23 protein-coding genes are annotated in these 16744 nt (G+C 75.4%); 12 read left to right on the top strand and 11 right to left on the bottom strand.

The window, feature by feature from the left end:
- Nucleotides 1-713: NAD(P)-dependent oxidoreductase (locus tag C5508_RS16290; RefSeq protein ID WP_232797207.1), on the bottom strand; the 713-nt coding region annotated here is incomplete at its 3' end.
- 95 nt (nucleotides 714-808) lie between these two features.
- Nucleotides 809-1885 carry an Rv2231c family pyridoxal phosphate-dependent protein CobC gene (gene cobC / locus C5508_RS16285; RefSeq protein WP_232797206.1) on the bottom strand — a complete coding sequence of 359 codons (1077 nt, stop codon included), beginning with the start codon at nucleotides 1883-1885 and terminating at the stop codon, nucleotides 809-811.
- 82 nt (nucleotides 1886-1967) lie between these two features.
- Here cobC and C5508_RS16280 point away from each other — a divergent pair, with 82 nt between their 5' ends.
- The 4 genes from C5508_RS16280 to C5508_RS16265 all read left to right on the top strand — a co-directional run bounded on the left by C5508_RS16280 (nucleotide 1968) and on the right by C5508_RS16265 (nucleotide 4185).
- Nucleotides 1968-2432, top strand: a complete 465-nt coding sequence (locus C5508_RS16280; RefSeq protein ID WP_104525990.1) for a hypothetical protein — start codon at nucleotides 1968-1970, stop codon at nucleotides 2430-2432.
- A complete protein-coding gene (locus C5508_RS16275; protein WP_104525989.1) occupies nucleotides 2429-2722 on the top strand; it encodes a transcriptional regulator in 294 nt (97 codons plus the stop codon). The genes C5508_RS16280 and C5508_RS16275 overlap by 4 nt, the downstream gene beginning before the upstream one ends.
- A 67-nt stretch (nucleotides 2723-2789) precedes the next feature.
- The gene (locus C5508_RS16270; RefSeq protein WP_104525988.1) at nucleotides 2790-3863 is read left to right on the top strand and encodes an AbrB family transcriptional regulator; all 1074 of its coding nucleotides are present in this window, start codon (nucleotides 2790-2792) and stop codon (nucleotides 3861-3863) included.
- Nucleotides 3864-3969: 106 nt separating this feature from the next.
- Complete coding sequence (locus C5508_RS16265) at nucleotides 3970-4185, top strand: hypothetical protein (protein ID WP_232797205.1); 216 nt, start codon at nucleotides 3970-3972, stop codon at nucleotides 4183-4185.
- A gap of 9 nt (nucleotides 4186-4194) precedes the next feature.
- Here the strand turns inward: C5508_RS16265 and C5508_RS16260 are convergent, their stop codons facing one another.
- The gene (locus C5508_RS16260; RefSeq protein ID WP_104525986.1) at nucleotides 4195-4695 is read right to left on the bottom strand and encodes a type II toxin-antitoxin system PemK/MazF family toxin; all 501 of its coding nucleotides are present in this window, start codon (nucleotides 4693-4695) and stop codon (nucleotides 4195-4197) included.
- 180 nt (nucleotides 4696-4875) lie between these two features.
- Between C5508_RS16260 and C5508_RS16255 the strand changes: the two genes are divergently transcribed.
- Nucleotides 4876-5073, top strand: coding sequence for a hypothetical protein (locus C5508_RS16255; RefSeq protein ID WP_104525985.1), 198 nt, complete (start codon nucleotides 4876-4878; stop codon nucleotides 5071-5073).
- Nucleotides 5074-5090: 17 nt separating this feature from the next.
- Here the strand turns inward: C5508_RS16255 and C5508_RS16250 are convergent, their stop codons facing one another.
- Together C5508_RS16250 and C5508_RS16245 are read right to left on the bottom strand one after the other, a co-directional pair.
- Nucleotides 5091-5516: a VOC family protein gene (locus C5508_RS16250; protein WP_104525984.1), complete on the bottom strand. Its 426-nt coding sequence runs from the start codon at nucleotides 5514-5516 to the stop codon at nucleotides 5091-5093.
- Between the two features lie 40 nt (nucleotides 5517-5556).
- Nucleotides 5557-6180, bottom strand: coding sequence for an MSMEG_1061 family FMN-dependent PPOX-type flavoprotein (locus tag C5508_RS16245; RefSeq protein ID WP_232797204.1), 624 nt, complete (start codon nucleotides 6178-6180; stop codon nucleotides 5557-5559).
- 40 nt (nucleotides 6181-6220) lie between these two features.
- Between C5508_RS16245 and C5508_RS16240 the strand changes: the two genes are divergently transcribed.
- Nucleotides 6221-6610 carry an acyl-CoA thioesterase gene (locus C5508_RS16240; RefSeq protein ID WP_104525983.1) on the top strand — a complete coding sequence of 130 codons (390 nt, stop codon included), beginning with the start codon at nucleotides 6221-6223 and terminating at the stop codon, nucleotides 6608-6610.
- Here the strand turns inward: C5508_RS16240 and C5508_RS16235 are convergent.
- The 3 genes from C5508_RS16235 to C5508_RS16225 all read right to left on the bottom strand — a co-directional run bounded on the left by C5508_RS16235 (nucleotide 6597) and on the right by C5508_RS16225 (nucleotide 10239).
- Nucleotides 6597-8126, bottom strand: coding sequence for a cobyric acid synthase (locus C5508_RS16235; RefSeq protein WP_232797203.1), 1530 nt, complete (start codon nucleotides 8124-8126; stop codon nucleotides 6597-6599). The genes C5508_RS16240 and C5508_RS16235 overlap by 14 nt on opposite strands.
- The gene (locus C5508_RS16230; RefSeq protein WP_104525982.1) at nucleotides 8099-8764 is read right to left on the bottom strand and encodes a lysophospholipid acyltransferase family protein; all 666 of its coding nucleotides are present in this window, start codon (nucleotides 8762-8764) and stop codon (nucleotides 8099-8101) included. The genes C5508_RS16235 and C5508_RS16230 overlap by 28 nt, the downstream gene beginning before the upstream one ends.
- Nucleotides 8765-9267: 503 nt before the next feature.
- The gene (locus C5508_RS16225; protein ID WP_104525981.1) at nucleotides 9268-10239 is read right to left on the bottom strand and encodes a cobalamin biosynthesis protein; all 972 of its coding nucleotides are present in this window, start codon (nucleotides 10237-10239) and stop codon (nucleotides 9268-9270) included.
- 48 nt (nucleotides 10240-10287) lie between these two features.
- On the opposite strand from C5508_RS16225, the gene def reads away from it, so the two are divergent.
- Genes def through C5508_RS16205 form a run of 4 tightly spaced genes read left to right on the top strand, consistent with a single transcriptional unit; the run spans nucleotide 10288 to nucleotide 12974 of the window.
- Nucleotides 10288-10845: a peptide deformylase gene (def, locus tag C5508_RS16220; protein ID WP_104525980.1), complete on the top strand. Its 558-nt coding sequence runs from the start codon at nucleotides 10288-10290 to the stop codon at nucleotides 10843-10845.
- Nucleotides 10846-10880: 35 nt separating this feature from the next.
- Nucleotides 10881-12059, top strand: a complete 1179-nt coding sequence (locus tag C5508_RS16215; RefSeq protein ID WP_104525979.1) for a glucose-1-phosphate adenylyltransferase family protein — start codon at nucleotides 10881-10883, stop codon at nucleotides 12057-12059.
- Between the two features lie 40 nt (nucleotides 12060-12099).
- Nucleotides 12100-12429 carry a tetratricopeptide repeat protein gene (locus C5508_RS16210; protein WP_104525978.1) on the top strand — a complete coding sequence of 110 codons (330 nt, stop codon included), beginning with the start codon at nucleotides 12100-12102 and terminating at the stop codon, nucleotides 12427-12429.
- 41 nt (nucleotides 12430-12470) lie between these two features.
- A complete protein-coding gene (locus C5508_RS16205) occupies nucleotides 12471-12974 on the top strand; it encodes an FKBP-type peptidyl-prolyl cis-trans isomerase (RefSeq protein ID WP_104525977.1) in 504 nt (167 codons plus the stop codon).
- Nucleotides 12975-13299: 325 nt separating this feature from the next.
- Here the strand turns inward: C5508_RS16205 and C5508_RS16195 are convergent, their stop codons facing one another.
- Nucleotides 13300-13851, bottom strand: coding sequence for a histidine phosphatase family protein (locus C5508_RS16195; protein ID WP_104525975.1), 552 nt, complete (start codon nucleotides 13849-13851; stop codon nucleotides 13300-13302).
- Nucleotides 13852-13914: 63 nt separating this feature from the next.
- Here C5508_RS16195 and C5508_RS16190 point away from each other — a divergent pair, with 63 nt between their 5' ends.
- Complete coding sequence (locus C5508_RS16190; protein WP_104525974.1) at nucleotides 13915-14706, top strand: Fic family protein; 792 nt, start codon at nucleotides 13915-13917, stop codon at nucleotides 14704-14706.
- A 4-nt stretch (nucleotides 14707-14710) separates the two neighbouring features.
- Here the strand turns inward: C5508_RS16190 and C5508_RS16185 are convergent, their stop codons facing one another.
- Complete coding sequence (locus tag C5508_RS16185) at nucleotides 14711-14977, bottom strand: hypothetical protein (RefSeq protein ID WP_157944123.1); 267 nt, start codon at nucleotides 14975-14977, stop codon at nucleotides 14711-14713.
- Nucleotides 14978-14999: 22 nt separating this feature from the next.
- Nucleotides 15000-15848, bottom strand: coding sequence for an HAD family hydrolase (locus C5508_RS16180; RefSeq protein WP_104525972.1), 849 nt, complete (start codon nucleotides 15846-15848; stop codon nucleotides 15000-15002).
- Nucleotides 15849-15974: 126 nt separating this feature from the next.
- Between C5508_RS16180 and ssd the strand changes: the two genes are divergently transcribed.
- The coding region (gene ssd / locus C5508_RS16175) for a septum site-determining protein Ssd (protein ID WP_104525971.1) at nucleotides 15975-16744 on the top strand (770 nt) is incomplete at its 3' end.

The raw sequence follows: 16744 nt of genomic DNA, 5'->3' as shown, positions 1-16744 counted from the left end.
ACGACGCGGCGGCCGGCGCGGGCACGGGTGATGAGCAGGTCGTTGATGTGCTCCTGGGCCATGAAGCGGCCGCGGGGCAGTTTCGAGGCGTCGATGATCTCGACCTCGGGTGGCAGGGAGGCGAGCAACCCCTGTGGGGCCAGGTGGTCGGCGACGACGACCTCGGCGTGCGCGAGGGCCTGCCGGCCGCGCACCGTGATCAGCCCCGGATCGCCGGGCCCGCCACCGACCAGCACGACGCTGCCGCCAGGAGTCGGCCGGGCGGCCTGGTCGCGGATGCTGCCGTCGGTCAGCCCGGTGACGACGGCGTCGCGCACACCGATCGCCCGCTGCGGGTCCCCGCCGCCGTGGACGCCGATGACCAGATCACCCTGCCGTCCGATAGCCGGCGTCCAGGCGCTGGATGCCGCCCGGTCGTCGGCGCGGGCGCAGAAGATCCGGTTGCGCTCGGCCTCCTCGGCGACGGCGGCGTTGACCGCGGGATCATCGGTGGCGGCCACCGCGTACCAGGCACCGTCCAGGTCGCCGGACTCGTAGCGGCGCGGCAGCCAGGTGAGGGTGCCGGGGCCGACGAGCGACTCCAGGGCCGGGGTCAGCTCGGGGCTGACGAGGCTGACCCGGGCGCGGGCCTCGAGCAGCCCCGCCACCCGCCGATGGGCGACCCGGCCGCCGCCCACCACGACGACGAGGCGGTCACGCAGCCGCAGGCCCACCGGGTAGACCGCGCCGGAACCTGGCGGGACCGGTGTCGCGTGCCCGGGCTCGCGCGGGCCGGACGCCGGCGGGCGGGGCGGCTGCGGGTCGGTGCTCAGCGGATCTCCTCGGGGCCGCCGGACGGTGCGTCCGGTGCGGATCGGGGGCGTCGTGCCCCGCACAGGATCTCAGCGAGGGTGGCGGCGAACGCGCGCGAGGTGTCCGGATCGCGGACGGCCACCCGGAGGTGGTCGGGGGACAGGCCCGGGAAGGTGTCGCCGCGCCGGACCGCCCAGCCGTGCTCGCGCAGGGCCGATCGCACCCGTTCGCCGTCGGGCACCTGGAGCAGCAGGAATGAGGAGCGCGGCTCTCCGAGCACCTCGACGCCGGCCGGGAGCGCGTCCAGCAGGGCGGCCCGGTGCCCGGCCAGCTCCGCCGCCGCCGCGTCCGCCTCGGCGCGGGCGGTGGGGGTGGTGCAGGCGCTCAGGGCGGCCAGCGCGGGCGTGGAGACCGGCCAGTGCGGCTGCTGGGCGGCCAGCGCGGCGATGAGCTCAGCGGGCCCGAGCGCGTAGCCGACCCGCAGCCCGGCCAGCCCCCAGGTCTTGGTCAGGCTGCGCACGACCAGCAGGCCGGGCAGGTCGGTGCGCCCGGCCAGGGACTCCGGCTCCCCGGGCACGGTGTCGGCGAACGCCTCGTCCACGAGCACGACCCGGCCGGGGCGCGCCAGGGTGGCGAGCGCGCCGGCCGGGTGCAGCACCGAGGTCGGGTTCGTGGGATTGCCGATCACCACGAGGTCCGCGTCGTCGGGGACGCCGGCCGGGTCCAGCCGGTAGCCGTCGGCGGGGTCGAGGAGCAGGCGGGTGACCGGCCGGCCGACGGCGCGCAGAGCGGCCTCCGGCTCGGTGAAGGAGGGGTGCACGACGACGGCGTGCCGGGCGGGGACGGCGCGGGCCACCAGCGTGAACGCCTCGGCGGCACCCGCGGTGAGCAGCACCTCGGCGGGATCGCGACCGTGCGCGGCTGCCACCGCCGCCCGGGCCCCCGTCGGGTCGGGATAGCCGGCGCTCGCGTCCACGGCCTCGTGCAGCACGGTGCGCAGCCAGGCCGGCGGCGTCCCGGCCCGCACGTTGACGGCGAGGTCGACGAGGCCGGGGGCCAGCTCGGCGTCGCCGTGGTGGCGCAGGTCGGTCACGCGACCACTCTCGCAGGCGCCCGCGACGCGCACGTGTCGCCGTCTCTTGACGCATTGGAAAGCGAGGGCCATCCTTTCCGGCATGGAAAGTGACGAGGTCGACGCCGGCACCCAGCTCGCCGCCCTGCAGGCCGGGCGTGCGGCGCTGGCCGATCGGCTCGTGCAACCGTGGTGGTGGGACGTCACGTTCGGGCTGCTGTTCGCCGGGTTCATCAGCAGCTACTCGTTCCACAGCATCTGGGTGATCGCGGGGGCGCTGGCGGTCTTCGCTGTCGGCGTGCGAGCGTTGATGGCCGTCTACCGGCGGATCACCGGCACCTGGTGGGACGCCAGGAAGGTGGGCCCGGTCCAGGGCCGCGTCGAGCGGGCGCTGCGCCGGTTGTCGATCGGATACTTCGCCCTGCTCGCGATCGGCGGCGCGGCGGAGTTCCTGCTCGACGTGCGCGGCGCGATGGTCGGAGTCGGCGTGGTGATGGGCGTTGCGGCCGGGTTGAGCTCGAGGTGGGTGACGCGCATCTACGTCGCCGGCCTGCGCAGCGAGCCGTGACCGCCGTCGAGCCGCGGTTCGACGCGGTGGTGCACGCGCCGCCGCGCCTGCAGGTCTGCGGGCTGCTCGCCGTCGTCGACACCATGGACTTCGCGACCGTGCGGGACCAGGTCGGGGTGAGCGACTCGGTGCTCTCCAAGCACGTCAAGCAGCTGGAGGAGGCCGGGTACGTCCGGGTGCACAAGGCCACCCGTGCCTCGCGGCTGCGCACGACCCTCTCCCTGACCGCCGCCGGCCGCGCCGCCTTCGACGCGCACGTGGCCGAGCTGCGGCGGATCACCGGGGGCTGACCCCCCGGCCCGGATGCCGGCCCGGCAGAGTGGGTGCGCCGGGGTCGGGTGCGGGAACGGGGGACGGGTGCGGAGCAGGCGGGCTGCGCGGCTGCTCGACGCCGCCCTCGTCGTCGCCGGCGGCATCGTGCTGAGCCTGCTCGTCGCGCTGGCCGGCCTGCCGTCCCCGGCGCTGTTCGGCGGGCTGATCGCCGGGCTGGTGCGCGCGCTGGCCTGGCGCGCCGGAGCGAAGATGCCCGAGGCCGCGGGCACCGCGGGGCAGGCCGTCATCGGGGTGGCCATGGGCGCTCTCGTCGACCCGGACACGCTGCGGGCGGTCGGGGCCAACTGGCTGCCCGTCCTGCTGACGACGGTGGCGACGCTCGCCCTCAGCCTGGTCGCCGGGGCGGCGTTGCGGCTGCACCGCGGGATCGGCCCCGTGACCGGCGCCTTCGCGATGATCGCCGGGGGTGCCAGCGGCATCGTGGTCATGGCCCGTGACCTCGGCGCCGACGAGCGCATGGTCGCGGTGCTGCAGTACCTGCGCGTCCTGCTGATCGTGCTCCTCATGCCGGTCGCGGCGACGACGGTCTACGGCGCCACCGCCGGATCCGGTGCGGCTCCGGGAGTCGGCGGACCCGGGTGGCCGGCGGGGCTGGCGTTCACGATCGGCTGCTCGGTCGTCGGACTCGTCGTCGGCAGGCTGCTGCGGGTGCCGGTCGCGGCGCTGCTGGGCCCGCTGGTCGCCGCGGCCGTCGCGGACCTCACCGGGCTCTCGCGGGGCGCGGAGGTGCCGGGCCTGGTCGAGAGCGCCGCCTTCCTCGTGATCGGGCTGCAGGTGGGGGTGAGCTTCACCCGCGACAGCTTGCGCGTCATCGGCCGGGCACTGCCGCTGGCCCTGGCGATCATGGCGGCCCTCGTGCTCGCCTGCGCCGGCCTCGGCGCCCTGCTGGCCGGCATCACCGGCGCCAGTCCGCTGGACGGCTACCTCGCGACGACGCCGGGCGGGCTCTACGCCGTCCTGGCCACCGCTCGCGACGCCGGAGCCGACACCACCTTCGTGCTGTCGGTGCAGGTCCTGCGGTTGTTCGTGATGCTGTTCAGCGCCCCGGTGGTCGCCCGCTGGCTGCGCCGGTCCTCGCCGGGGGACGCGAGCACCTGACGATCGGCGTTCCCCGGCCTACTCTCGTTGGTCGGCGCACGAGCGGGAGGAGACCCAGCTGTCCGAGGAGAACGCGGCCGGCGCGACGAACGACACCGAGGACTCGGTGCTGCTGTTCGTCGGCGGACCCCTCGACGGGAGGGTGCAGATCCGGGAGGCGCGGCACGGCGAGCCGCTGCCGACGGTGACGCACGTGCACCTGCACGGTGGCCCCAAGGTGGTCCACCGCTACGACCTGGAACCGCTCAGCGAGGGCGTCGGCGTCTACAACCTCCGGCGCCCGGCGCGACGGCCCGCCCACGACGAGTCCGTCGCCGACTGAGCGCCAGGCTCACCAGCCCTGGATGCGGCGCGCCTCCGCGACGACGCGGTCGAACCGGTCCCGGTCCAGCGCCGCGCCCTCCCGCCGGACGTCAGCGGGGTCCAGCACCAGGAGCCGGTCCAGCCGGACCTCGCTGGGCCGGCCGCGAGGATCCCAGGGGCCGCTGCCGACGTCGGTCCACAGCCGCCCGTGCCTGGCCTCGTCCGCCGCGTCCCGGTCGTGGTCCTGGCTGCTCAGCATCAACGCCAGCAAACCCTCGCCTCGCCGGCCGATGACGAGCACCGGGCGGTCCTTGCCGCGGCCGTCGCCCTCGTCGTAGGGCACCCAGGCCCACACGACCTCACCGGGGTCGGGCCGGCCGTCGTCGTGCGGCCGGTACTCGACATCGGGTGCCGTGGTGCCGGCGGCCGGCGCCGGCGAGCGACGGGGATCGCGGCCGCCGCGCACGACGCCCAGCAGACGCCCCGCCGCAGAGGCCACGGACCGACCGAGCCGCGCGGGGTTCGCCATGCGAGCACCGTACGGAGCCCCGGCACCCGTGGCAGGCCCTTTGACGGTCACACATCGATCACCGAACGTCACACGTGACCCATCGGCACCAATTGGTCACGGTGAGGGTTGGCGCTGTCGAAAGGGGGGCACCATGGATTCACGGGGGCGCGTGGCAGCTCCCAGGAGAAGGGGGTCTCCATGACGTCGGCCGAGCCTGTGCGCCCTGCCGTCCCGCGGGCACGTGAGATCAAGGCGAGCGTGCTCGCCGCGTTCCAGCTCGTGGAGGACGCCCGATACCTCGGCACGGACCGTCGACCTCGACGCGAACGCGTGCGGTTGATGGCCGAGCGGGCCGTCCTCGACCGGAAACTGGCCAGGGACCTCCGCGCCAGCTGATCCGGAGCCCCGCCTCCTCAGGTCACGCAGAACTCGTTGCCCTCCGGATCGGCGAGGGTCACCCACGTCGACGGGCCCTGGGCCCCGCGCCACAGCTCCCGCGCGCCGAGCTCGACCAGCCGGGCCACCTCGGCCTCCCGCTCGGCGGCGCCCACCCGGACGTCCAGGTGCACCCGGTTCTTGACCGTCTTCTCCTCGGGGACCAGCTGGAACAGCACCCGCGGACGCCCTGGCTCGGCCGAGACGAGAGCCGCCCCGGTCGCCCAGACCAGGGCCCCCCGGTGGGTCGTCGTGTCGGACTCCGCTGCCGCACCGATCTCCACCATCCGGCGGATGAAGGCCTCGTCCTGGGCTTCCACCTGCCAGCCCAGCGCCTCGGCCCACCAGTCGGCGAGCGCGTGCGGGGAGGAGCTGTCGACCACGACCTGGACGTCGAAGGGCATGGGCGCAGGCTAGGGCCGGGCACCGACGGAACGGGTCCGCTCAGAGCTCCTCGGCCAGCTCCGACCGCATCTGCGCGTCGTCGGTCGGAATGCTGGTGTCCCGGCAGTGCTCCCGCAGCACGGTGCCGAACGAGGGGTACGTCGAGCGGTCCATCCGACGCTCCGGGTCCCACAGTCCCGACCGCATGACCGACTTGGGGCACTGGAAGTAGGCCTTGGACACCTGCAGCACCAGCACCGACAGCGGCCTCCTGCCGAACTCGGTGAGGTCGACGTCGAGGGCGTCCGGGCCGACGACCGAGGTGGTGCCGTAGACCCGCAGCGTCTCCTCGAAGCCCGGGACGAAGAACATCAGCGCCGCCCGCGGGTTCTCCACCAGGTTGCGGAGGCTGTCGATCCGGTTGTTGCCCAGTCGGTCGGGCAGCGCCAGCCGGTGGGCGTCCAGCACGTGCACGAACCCCGGTGCGCCGCCGCGGGGCGAGACCTCGGGCCAGCCGTCGGACGACGCGGTCGCCAGAGTCGCGAAGGGCGAGAGCGCGATGAAGTCGCGGCAGTAGGTGTCGAGGGAGCCGATCTCCTTGTCGAGCACCCGCTTCGACGGCGACCGGTAGGCGTCCAGCGCGGCCGGGGTGCCGTCGCCGATCTGCTGGGGGTGGGGAACCACGCCCGAACCGTAGTGGGCGCCCCGGATACCGTTCCCCCTCGTGTCCGAGGTGTGGAGTTCACCGGTCCGCTACGTCGAGTGCGACCAGCAGGGCGTCGTCTTCAACGCCCACTACCTGACGTGGGCCGACGAGGCGTCCAACGGCTGGTGGGCCTCGCACGGGCTCGAGTGGGACGACCTGGTCGCGCGCGGGGTGGATCCGGTGGTCAAGGCCAGCTCGCTGGAATGGTCGTCGTCGGCCCGCTGGGGTGACACGGTCGCCGTGGACGCCGAGACCGAGAAGGTGGGCCGCACCAGCGTGACGGTGCGTTTCACCGTGCGGGTCGGCGAGCGGGTCTGCTGCGTCGTCCGGAACACCTACGTCTCGGTCGCCGACGGCCGCGCGAACCCCTGGCCGGACGACGTGCGGGCGCGGCTCACCGAGGGCTGAAGCCCGATCCCGGCGGGAGCAGCGGCAGACCGGCGGGTGGGCCGGCCTCGAGCAGGCGCCACAGCGCGTCGGTGTCGGCGTGCTCGGCCACGAGGTCACCGAGCCGGTCGAGCCGCGCCTCGCGCACCGCTGCGAAGTCGGTGTCCGGCGCGGCCGCGAACCGCCGGCCGGTGACGCGGGCGACCTCGCCCAGGAACGCCCGCCGGAAGCCGTCGTTCTCCAGGGCCCCGTGCCAGGTGGTCCCGAAGACCGCACCGCTGCGGGCGCCGTCGAGGAACCGCTCCGCGTCGTCGTCGACGGTCACGACGCCGTGGTGGATCTCGTACCCGGCCACCCGCTGACCCAGCGCCGTGCCCACCGGGCGGGCCAGCGTCTTCTCCCGGGCGAACCGGACGTCGGCCGGCAGCAGCCCGAGACCCGGCACGGTGCCCGCGGCCGACTCGACGTCGTCGGTGATGGTGCGGGCCAGCATCTGGTGCCCGCCGCAGATGCCCAGGACCGGCGCGCCCGCGGCAGCCCGGCGGGCCACGGCGTCGGCGAGGCCGGTCGAGCGCAGCCAGGCGAGGTCGGCGACCGTCGAGCGAGTGCCGGGGAGCACCACCAGGTCGGCGTCGGCGAGCTCCTCGGGCCGGGTGGCGTACCGGACCAGGACGCCGGGCTCGGCGGCCAGGGCGTCGACGTCGGTGACGTTCGACAGCCGCGGCAGCCGGGCCACCGCGACGCGCAGCACCTCCTCGCCGTGCGGCGGCCCGGACGGGCCGCGGTCCACGCCGATGCCCAGGGAGTCCTCGACGTCGAGCTCGAGGCCGCCGATCCAGGGGAGGACGCCGAGCACCGGGCGGCCGGTCAGCTCCGTGATCCGGTCCAGCCCGGGGCGCAGCAGCCGGACGTCGCCGCGGAACTTGTTGACCAGGAAGCCCGCGACCAGCCGCTGGTCCTCGGGCGGCATGAGGGCGACGGTGCCGTGCAGCGCGGCGAACAGCCCGCCGCGATCGATGTCGCCGACCACGACCACGGGCAGGCCCGCGGCCGTCGCCAGGCCCATGTTGGCGATGTCGTCGGCCCGCAGGTTGATCTCGGTGGGGGAGCCGGCGCCCTCGCAGACGACGACGTCGAACCGGGAGCGCAGGTCGGCCAGGGAGTCGAGCACCTGCTCGAGGAGCGCGGCCTTCATCGGCCGGTAGGACAGGGCCGTCACGTCGGCCACCGGCCGCCCCAGGAGCACGACCTGGCTCGAGCCGCCGGCACCGGGCTTGAGCAGCACCGGGTTCATCGCGGCCTCGGGCTCGACCCTGGCCGCGGCCGCCTGCATCACCTGCGCGCGGCCGATCTCGGCGCCGTCGGAGGTGACCATGGAGTTGTTGCTCATGTTCTGCGCCTTGAAGGGCGCGACCGACACGCCCTGGCGCACCAGCCAGCGGCAGATGCCCGCCGTCACCACCGATTTGCCGGCGTCGGAGGTCGTGCCGGCGACGAGCAGGGCGCCGCTCACGCCGCGTCGGGCGGCGTGCCCCACCCGGCCTTCTCCTGGCCGGAGAGCTCGGCGATCGCGACCATGATCCGGTCGGTGACCTCACGCCGGGCGCGGCCGTTGCCCGCCTTGCCGCGGTGCTCCGGAAAGGTGAGGGGAGTGCCGAAGGTGACCGTGACGTGCGCGGGCCGGGGCCAGCTCGCACCGACCGGCTGGGCGCGGTCGGTGCCGGTGACCGCCACCGGCACCACCGGGCAGTCGGCCGTGAGGGCCAGCCAGGCGACGCCGGTCTTCCCGCGTGCCAGCCGGCCGTCGCGCGACCGGGTGCCCTCGGGGTAGATGCCGAACCCGCCGCCCGCCTGGAGCACGCCGAGCGCGGTGTCCAGGGCTGCCTGGGCGGCGCGATGGGTCTCCCGCTCCACGGGCAGGGCGCCCAGGGCGGTGAACAGCGTCCGGGTGAACCACCCGGAGATGCCGGACCCGGTGAAGTACTCGGCCTTCGCGAGGTAGCCGACGCGCCGGGGCGCCACGGTGGGGATCACGATGCTGTCGATGAAGGACAGGTGGTTGCTGGCGAAGATCACCGGGCCGGCCGGCGGTACGTTCTCGCTCCCGGTGACCTGCGGGCGGAAGAGCAGCCAGAACAGGGGACGGAGGATGGCGCGGACGAGGACGTAGAGCACGGGTTCCTCCTCGGCGTCCCGTGCTCGTCGAGCCGCACGGCTGCCTGCGATCCTGCCCGAGAGGTCGTGGCGGGCGCGCGGCGGCCCGCGGCGCCGGGGTCAGTGCACCGGCTGCCCGGTGGGGAGGACGCGTCCGGAGGGCGAAGGGCCGGCCGCTGTCGCACGCGGCGGTGAGCCCCTGGAGGAGCCTGGCCGCATCGGCGGGGTCCTGCGCGGCCAGGACGCCCTCCGTGGTGGCGGGGCGGAGCGGGTCGAGGCCGAGGAGCTCGTGCGCCCCCGGTGACCACCACCAGTCGCGGGCGACGGCGTCGTAGCGGTAGTGCGCTGTGGACGACGGGACCGCCTCGCGACGGCTCGCCGGGCGGCTGCGGTGGCGGTGCAGCGTGGACGACGTCATGGCCAGGCTCCTGGAGGAGGCGTGCCGCGTGGCAGCAGGCGGCTCTTCGACGGCTCTTCGACGGGGTCGGCCCCCGTTCCGGGCGGCCGGGTCCTTCTGCTGCCCGCTACGTCCGGCGGCGTGCGGGCGCAGCGGGTCGCCGTCGGGCCGACCGGACCGTCACCGCCAGCACCCCCGCGGTTCCCCAGATCCACCGCGAGAGCCGGACGGCCCGCGCGATGTCGTCCCGGCCGGGTGCCGGCCCGTCGCCGAGGACGGGCCGGTCCTCGACCCGGCCGCCGTAGACGTTGCGGCCGCCCAGCTGGCGGCCCAGCGCGCCGGCCAGCGCGGCCTCGCACCGCCCGGCGTTCGGACTGGGGTGCGCCGCGCCGTCCCGTCGCCATGCCCGCCACGCCCCGGCAGCCGAGCCGCCGGCCGCGGGGGCCACCGCCACGGTGAGCGCCGCCGTCAGCCGGGCCGGGAGCCAGTTGGCGACGTCGTCGGCGCGGGCCGACGCCCAGCCGAACCGCTCGTACCGGGGCGAGCGGTAGCCGACCATCGCGTCCAGCGTGTTGACGGCGCGGTAGCCCAGCAGCCCCGGGAGCCCGGCGACCGCCCCCCAGAACAGCGGGGCGACGGCGGCGTCGGAGGTGTTCTCCGCGACCGACTCCACGGTGGCCCGCACCAGGCCGGCTTCCTCCAGCGTGCTCGGATCGCGCCCGGCGAGGCTGGGCAGGACCGCCCGTGCGGCGTCGACGTCCCCGGCGGCGAGCGCGCCGTGCATGCGGTCCGCGGCCCGGCCGAGGGACGTGCCGCCCAGGACCGCCCAGGTGGCCGCGGCGGTGAGGGCGGTGCGCAGGACCGGGCGGTGCCGGCTCGCGCGGTCGGCGGCCGCGCCCAGGGACACGGTGCCGCCGACGAGGGTGAGCCAGAACGCCGCGCCGGCCGGACGGGAGTTCCGCCAGGCCCGCCGCTCCAGGGCCGCGGCGACCGTGCCGAAGCCGGCGACGGGGTGGTGGGTCCGCGGATCGGCGAGCAGGGCGTCGGCGAGCACGCCGAGAGCCAGGCCGGCGGCGGTACCGGAGGCGGGACGGCGCACCTCGTCATCCTGCCAAGCCGTGCGAGCCGGTCTCTAGGATCAGCCGACATGCGCCTGTTCGGCCGTTACGACGGCGTCGCCCGGCCGATCGTCACCTACGGCAGCAACCCGGTCCTGCACCGCCGCTGCGCCGAGGTGACCGCCTTCGACGACGGGCTGCGCCGGCTGGTGCTCGACATGTTCGCCAGCATGGAGGCCGCCGACGGCGTGGGCCTCGCGGCGAACCAGATCGGCGTCGACGCCCGGGTGTTCGTCATCGACTGCCCGGACGCCGACGGCGAGGACGTCGTCGGCTACGTGGTCAACCCGGTGCTGACGGTCCTCGACCCGGTGGGCGACGACCCGGCCGAGGAGGTGACCGAGGAGGGCTGCCTGTCGGTGCCCGGCCCCTACGCGGAGCTGCCCCGGGCCTTCCGGGCGCGGGTCGACGGCGTCGACCTCGACGGTGGGCCGATGTCCATCGAGGCCACGGGGATGGCCGCGCGCTGCCTGCAGCACGAGGTCGACCACCTCGACGGCACCGTCTACGTCGACCGCCTCCCGGCCGACGTGCGCGAGAAGCTGCTCGCCGAGGCGGCCGGTCCCGGAGGAGATCTGCCCGCCTGAGGGTGTCCGCCCCCGAGGCCGGGTAGCGGGGAGCCATGGCGCTCCCGAAGGTCCTCGTGCTCGTGCTCGCCGGTGGCAAGGGCAACCGGCTGGAACTGCTGACCGAACAGCGGGCCAAGCCCTCCGTCCCGTTCGCGGGGGTCTACCGGCTGATCGACTTCCCGCTGAGCAACTGCCAGCACTCGTCGATCGCCGACGTGTGGGTGTCGGTGCAGTACCAGCCGCAGTCGGTCAACGAGCACCTCGCCAACGGACGCCCGTGGGACCTGGACCGCACCACGGGCGGGCTGATGATGCTGCCGCCGTTCCAGGGCAGCGAGCGGGGCGGCTTCACCGAGGGCACCGCCGACGGGCTGTGGCGGCAGTCGGAGTTGATCCGGCAGTTCGCCCCCGACGCCCTGGTGGTGGTCAGCGCCGACGCCGTCTACAAGCTGGACTACCGCGACGTCGTCGACGCCCACCTGGGCTCCGGCGCCGAGGTGACGATGGTGACCACCGAGGTCGAGGCCGACGACGCCTCCCGCTACGGCATCGTCGAGGTCGGGGAGGGCGGCCGGGTGACCGGCTACGCCTACAAGCCCGACGAGCCGGCGACGACGACGGCGACCAACGAGGTGTTCGTGTTCTCCCCGGAGCCCACGCTGGACCGCCTGGAGGCGCTGAGCCGCGAGGTCGGCGAGGACGGGCTCGAGGACCTCGGCGACCACCTGCTGCCGGCGCAGACGAAGGACGGGCTGGCCCGCGCCCATCCGCTGAACGGCTACTGGCGCGACGTCGGCACCATCGAGTCCTACTGGCGCACGCACCGCGAGTTCCTCGACGAGGAGCCGCCGCTGGACCTCGACGACCCGCGCTGGCCGGTGCACACCCGGGGCGGCCGGCACAGCGCCGCCCGCGTGCTCGACGACGGGCAGATCGAGAACAGCCTGCTCTCCGGCGGCACCCGCATCTCGGGCAACGTGCGCGGCTCGGTGCTCTCCCCGGGGGTGGTGGTCGAGCCGGGCGCCACGGTCCTGGACTCGGTGCTGCTGCCCGGTGTGCGGGTCCGGGCGGGGGCGACGGTGACCCGCGCCGTGCTGGACGACAACGTGGACATCGGAGCGGGCGCCTCCGTCGGCGGGGACGGCGACATCACCCTGGTCGGCCGGGCGGCACGGGTGGCCGACGGGACGGAGCTGGCCGCCGGGGTGCGGCACCCCGATCCCGAGGACTGAGGCGGGGAAGCGAACTCGGGCCGCGCGCGTTGCAGCGGCCATGACCAGGGAGTTCCAGCTCGACCTGCACTCGGAGTTCCTCCGGGCGGACCTCTTCCTGAACATGGGGCAGCCCGTGGAGGCCGCTCGCGTCCTGCAGCCCGTCGTCGACGCCGAGCCGGGCAACGAGGCGGCGCTGGAGCTGCTGGCCCGCGCCTACTTCGGCTCGGCGCAGCTGACCCGCGCCGAGGAGTCGCTCGCCCGGCTGGTGGCGCTGTCGCCGTCCAACGGCTGGGCCCGCCGGGCCCTGGCCCGCACCCTCGAGCGGCTGAGCCGCCGCGACGAGGCCACGGTGCACCACCGGATGGCCGACGCCCTCGGCGCCGCCTGACGTCCGAGGGCCTCCGGGTGCGGCTCTGGGAGCATGGGGGCATGACCCGCCGCACCGTGTCCGGGGCGCTGCTCGCGCTCTCCCTGCTCCTCCCGCCCGCTGCCTGTGGGGAGGACGAGGGCGCCGGCTCCGGATCGGCGAGCTCGTCGGCGGAGATCTCCGCCGACCTCGGGTCGAAGCCGCAGGTCCCGGCGTCGGACGGGGAGCCGCCCACGGACCTCGTGATCGAGGACGTCGTGGTCGGGAACGGGGCCGAGGCGGAGGTGGGCAGCACCGTCGCGGTGAAGTACGTCGGAGCCTTCTACGAGACCGGCGAGGAGTTCGACTCCTCCTGGAGCCGCGGCGAGGACGAGACGCTGCCGGTGCAGCTCGGCGCCGGCATGGTCATCGAGGGCTTCGACCAGGGGATCACCGGGATGAAGGAGGGTGGCCGCCGCTCCGTCACCATCCCGAGCGAACTGGGCTACGGCCCGCGCGGCCAGGGCCCGATCCCCGGCGACGCGACGCTGGTCTTCGTGATCGACCTGGTCGAGGTCAGCGGCTGATCCGGGATCCCGGATCTGTCAGCAGAGCGCCATCGGGGGCGTCCGCGCAGTCACGGCACGCCGCGCGGCGCCCGACCGGCCGGGTCGCACGCCCGCACCGGGGCATCCCCGTTCCATGAGCATTCTCGGACGACTGATGGGCACGGCGGAGAACACCGCACGGAACGCAGCGAGGGGCGGCCGAGGCGTCGCGCGCCCCGGTCGGAGCAGTGCCGTACCGCGGGGTGGCATGCGTCGCGGACGTTCGGCTCCCGTACCGGCGGCCGGTGGTCTCGGTCGCATCCTGGGTGGCCTGCTGCGCCGTCGCTGAGCTGGGCCTCCGGGCTCAGTCGCAGATCTCCAGGCGGGTGACCGAGCCGTTGTGCGGCGTGACCGCCGGCAGAGCGTCCGGACCGAGCCCGGCGGCCACGGCCTGCACCGCCCGGATCGTGTCGCCGTGGGTGACCAGGGCGACGACGTCGGCGGGTGGCTCGGCGCAGAGCTGACCGAGGAAGGCGGCCACCCGGGCGTGCAACTCGGCCAGGCTCTCGCCGCCCTCTGCCGCCCAGGACGCGTCGGTCCAGTCCACGACGTCCCACAGCTCCCGCGAGGGGCGGCCCTCGAGCAGGCCGTACCCCTGCTCGCGCAGGGCCGGTGTCGTGACGACCCGCAGCCCGGTCGCGCGGGCGCAGTGCTCGGCGGTCTCCACCGCCCGCACCAGGTCGCTGGACATCAGCGCCCCCGGGTGCAGCGAGGCCAGCTCGGCGGCGGCCAGCTCGGCCTGCGCGTGACCGAGGGCGGTGAGCCGCACGTGCGCCGTCTGGCCTTGCAGGAGGCCCTGGGCGTTCCACTCGCTCTGCCCGTGTCGGACCAGGAGCAACGTGATGGGGGAGGCCATGGCAGGAGGCACTGTAGGACAGGGGCCTGCGGTCGGCGAGCGGCCGCCTCGTACCGTCGTCGCGTGAGCATCCCCGTCCGGCCCGGCGCCGCCCGTCCCGCCGCGCGCCCGGCGACACCGGACCCGCTGGTCCCGCTGCTGGACCTGCCGGGTGTGCGCGACGCCGCCCACGACGCCCGGCACGGCATCGACCGGCTGCTGGGTCACAAGGTGCTGCGGCGGGAGTCGGCCGGGGTCAGCATCGAGTCGGCGCTGCGCGGCGCCCGTGCCTCGGCGGCGCTGGCCGGCGTCGACGTCCCGCTGGCCGAGCTGCGCGCCGGGTCGGGAACCGACCCGGTCGTGCAGGGTGCGCTGCGGGCCTCGGCCGGGCTGGGGTCGATGATGGAGACCTGGCCGAAGGCCCCGGGGCAGGTGCTCGCCCGGCTGCACGTCCTGGCCGCCGCCGACCTCGCCGACCAGGCCGCGCTCGGTCGGCCCGGTGCGCACGCGGGGCAGCGGCTGGCGGGTCTGTTCTCACTGGTCACCGGAACGTCCACGGCCGTTCCGGCGGTGATCGTGGCCGCCCTCGTGCACGGCGAGATCGCCGCGCTGGCGCCGTTCGGGGTGGCCGACGGCGTCGTCGCCCGGGCCGCCGCACGGCTCACCGTCATCACCCGGGGGCTGGACCCGAAGGCGGTCTCGGTGCCCGAGGTCGGGTTCGTCCACCTCGGCCGCGAGGCCTACGGCGAGGCGCTCGCCGGTTACGCGTCGGGAACGCCCGAGGGCCTGGCCGCGTGGCTGGTGCACTGCTGCCGGGCCACCGAGCACGGTGCCCTGGAGGGCCTGGCGATCTGCGAGAGCAAGCTCCGCGGCTGAACTCCTAGTGCGGGGCGAGTCCCAGGCCGACGACGGCGACCACCGTCACCGCGACCGCGCCCAGGGCCGCTGCGGGCAGCCACGCCCCGGTGACCGCGCCGATCCCGATTGCGGACAATCCGGCGAGCCACGGGCCGCCGCGGGAGAGGAAGAGACCCGCGCGCTGGACCGACGCGCGGTGGTGCCGGCTGATGCGCGCGCCGTGCCCGAGCAGCGCGGCGGCGGCGCACACGGCCAGGACGGCCAGCCACGCCGCGACGACGGTCACCACGTCGGTGCCCTGCGGAGGTGGGTCAGGCGCCGCGACGACGACGGCGGCCGGGAACCGGCGCCGGACCGTCGGCACCCAGCAGCCCCGCGCGCCCGGCGCGGTGGCGGGCGTACCAGGCCAGCCCGACGACGGCGGCACCGACGCCCATGGCCGCGCCGGTGACGACCGGGGTCGACGGCGTGGGGAAGCGGGACCGGATGCTCACCGGCCGCTCGAAGCGGAGCACCGGCCAGCCCCGCTGCAGCGCGGCCTTGCGCAGCCCGCGGTCGGGGTTGACGGCGGTGGGATGACCCACGACGGCCAGCAGCGGCAGGTCGGTGATCGAGTCGCTATAGGCGTAGCAGTCGGCCAGGTCGTAGCCGCCCTCGGCGGCGAGCCGGCGCACGGCCTCGGCCTTGTTCTCGCCGTAGGCGTAGAACTCGATGTCGCCGGTGTAGCGGCCGTCCTCGACCACCAGCCTGGTGGCGACGACGCGATCGACGCCGAGCATCTCGCCGATCGGCCCCACCATCTCGGCGCCGCTGCTGGAGACGATGACGATCTCCCGGCCGGCGGCGCGGTGCTCCTCGATGAGGTCGGCGGCCTCGGCGTAGACCAGGGGATCGACGATCTCGTGCAGCGTCTCGCGGACGATCTCGGCCACGACGGCGGCGTCCCAGCCGGTGACCATGGCGGTGAGCTGGGCGCGCAGGCGCTCCATCTGCTGTTCGTCGGCACCGGCGAGGGAGAAGACGAACTGGGCGTAGGCGGACTTGAGGACGGCGCGGCGGTTGATCAGCCCGCCCTGGAAGAACGGGCGACCGAAGGCCAGCGCACTGGACTTGGCGATGACCGTCTTGTCCAGGTCGAAGAACGCCGCGGAGCGCGTCACGTCAGTCACGGTAGCTGGATCGGCAGGTCGGCGACCGTTCTGGACCGGTTTCCACACCCGTGGGGGTGATCCACAGTTGTGCCGGAGCCGTGGTGCTGCTCGGGGGTTCCGCGATGGGGTCGGCCGGTGCTCCCTCCACCGTCTGCCCCGCCGTCCCGACCACTCGTCGTCAGCTCCGACGAGGACCTGCTCGACGAGCTCCTCCGGGTGCTCGCCGCCGCCGGGGCCGAGGCCGAGCTCGCGGTCGGCGGGCCGGGGTTGCGGCGGGCCTTCCGGGACGCGCCGCTGGTGCTGGTCGGCGCCGATGCCCTTGCCCGGGGCCTGGTGGCATCGCTGCCGCGACGTCCGGGGGTCGTGGTGGTCACCGCCGGCGAGCTGCCCGCGGACGGCTGGGCCGCGGCGGTCGAGGTCGGCGCCGAGCGGGTCGCCGTGCTGCCCGCCGACGAGTCCTGGCTGCTCGAGCGGTCCGCTGCCGCCGTCCGGGTCCCCGTCGCCCGAGGACCGCTGGTCGCCGTGGGTGGGGCGTGCGGCGGCGCGGGCGCCAGCACGCTGGCCGGCGCGGTGGCGCTCGCCGCCCCCGACGGCGCGGTGCTCGTCGACGCCGACGTGTGGGGCGGCGGGCTGGACCTGCTGATCGGCGCCGAGCGGGCCGAGGGGCTGCGCTGGCCGGACCTGGTGGGGCTGCGCGGACGCGTGGCGGGGGAGGCGCTGCTGGCCGCGCTGCCCGAGGCGGCCGGGGTGCACCTGCTCACCGCCGACCGCGACTCCGCGACGCCGGTTCCCGCCGGCGCCCTCACCGCCGTGGTCGACGCCGCCCGTGGCACCGGGCGGCCGGTGGTCGTGGACCTCCCGCGGCCGGGACCGGAGGGGCCGGGGGAGGTCCACGACCACCGGCC

Origin of the sequence: Blastococcus atacamensis, from assembly GCF_002938425.1 — a bacterium.
GTDB lineage: Bacteria > Actinomycetota > Actinomycetes > Mycobacteriales > Geodermatophilaceae > Blastococcus > Blastococcus atacamensis.
This window is presented reverse-complemented; position numbering and strand designations above follow the sequence as displayed.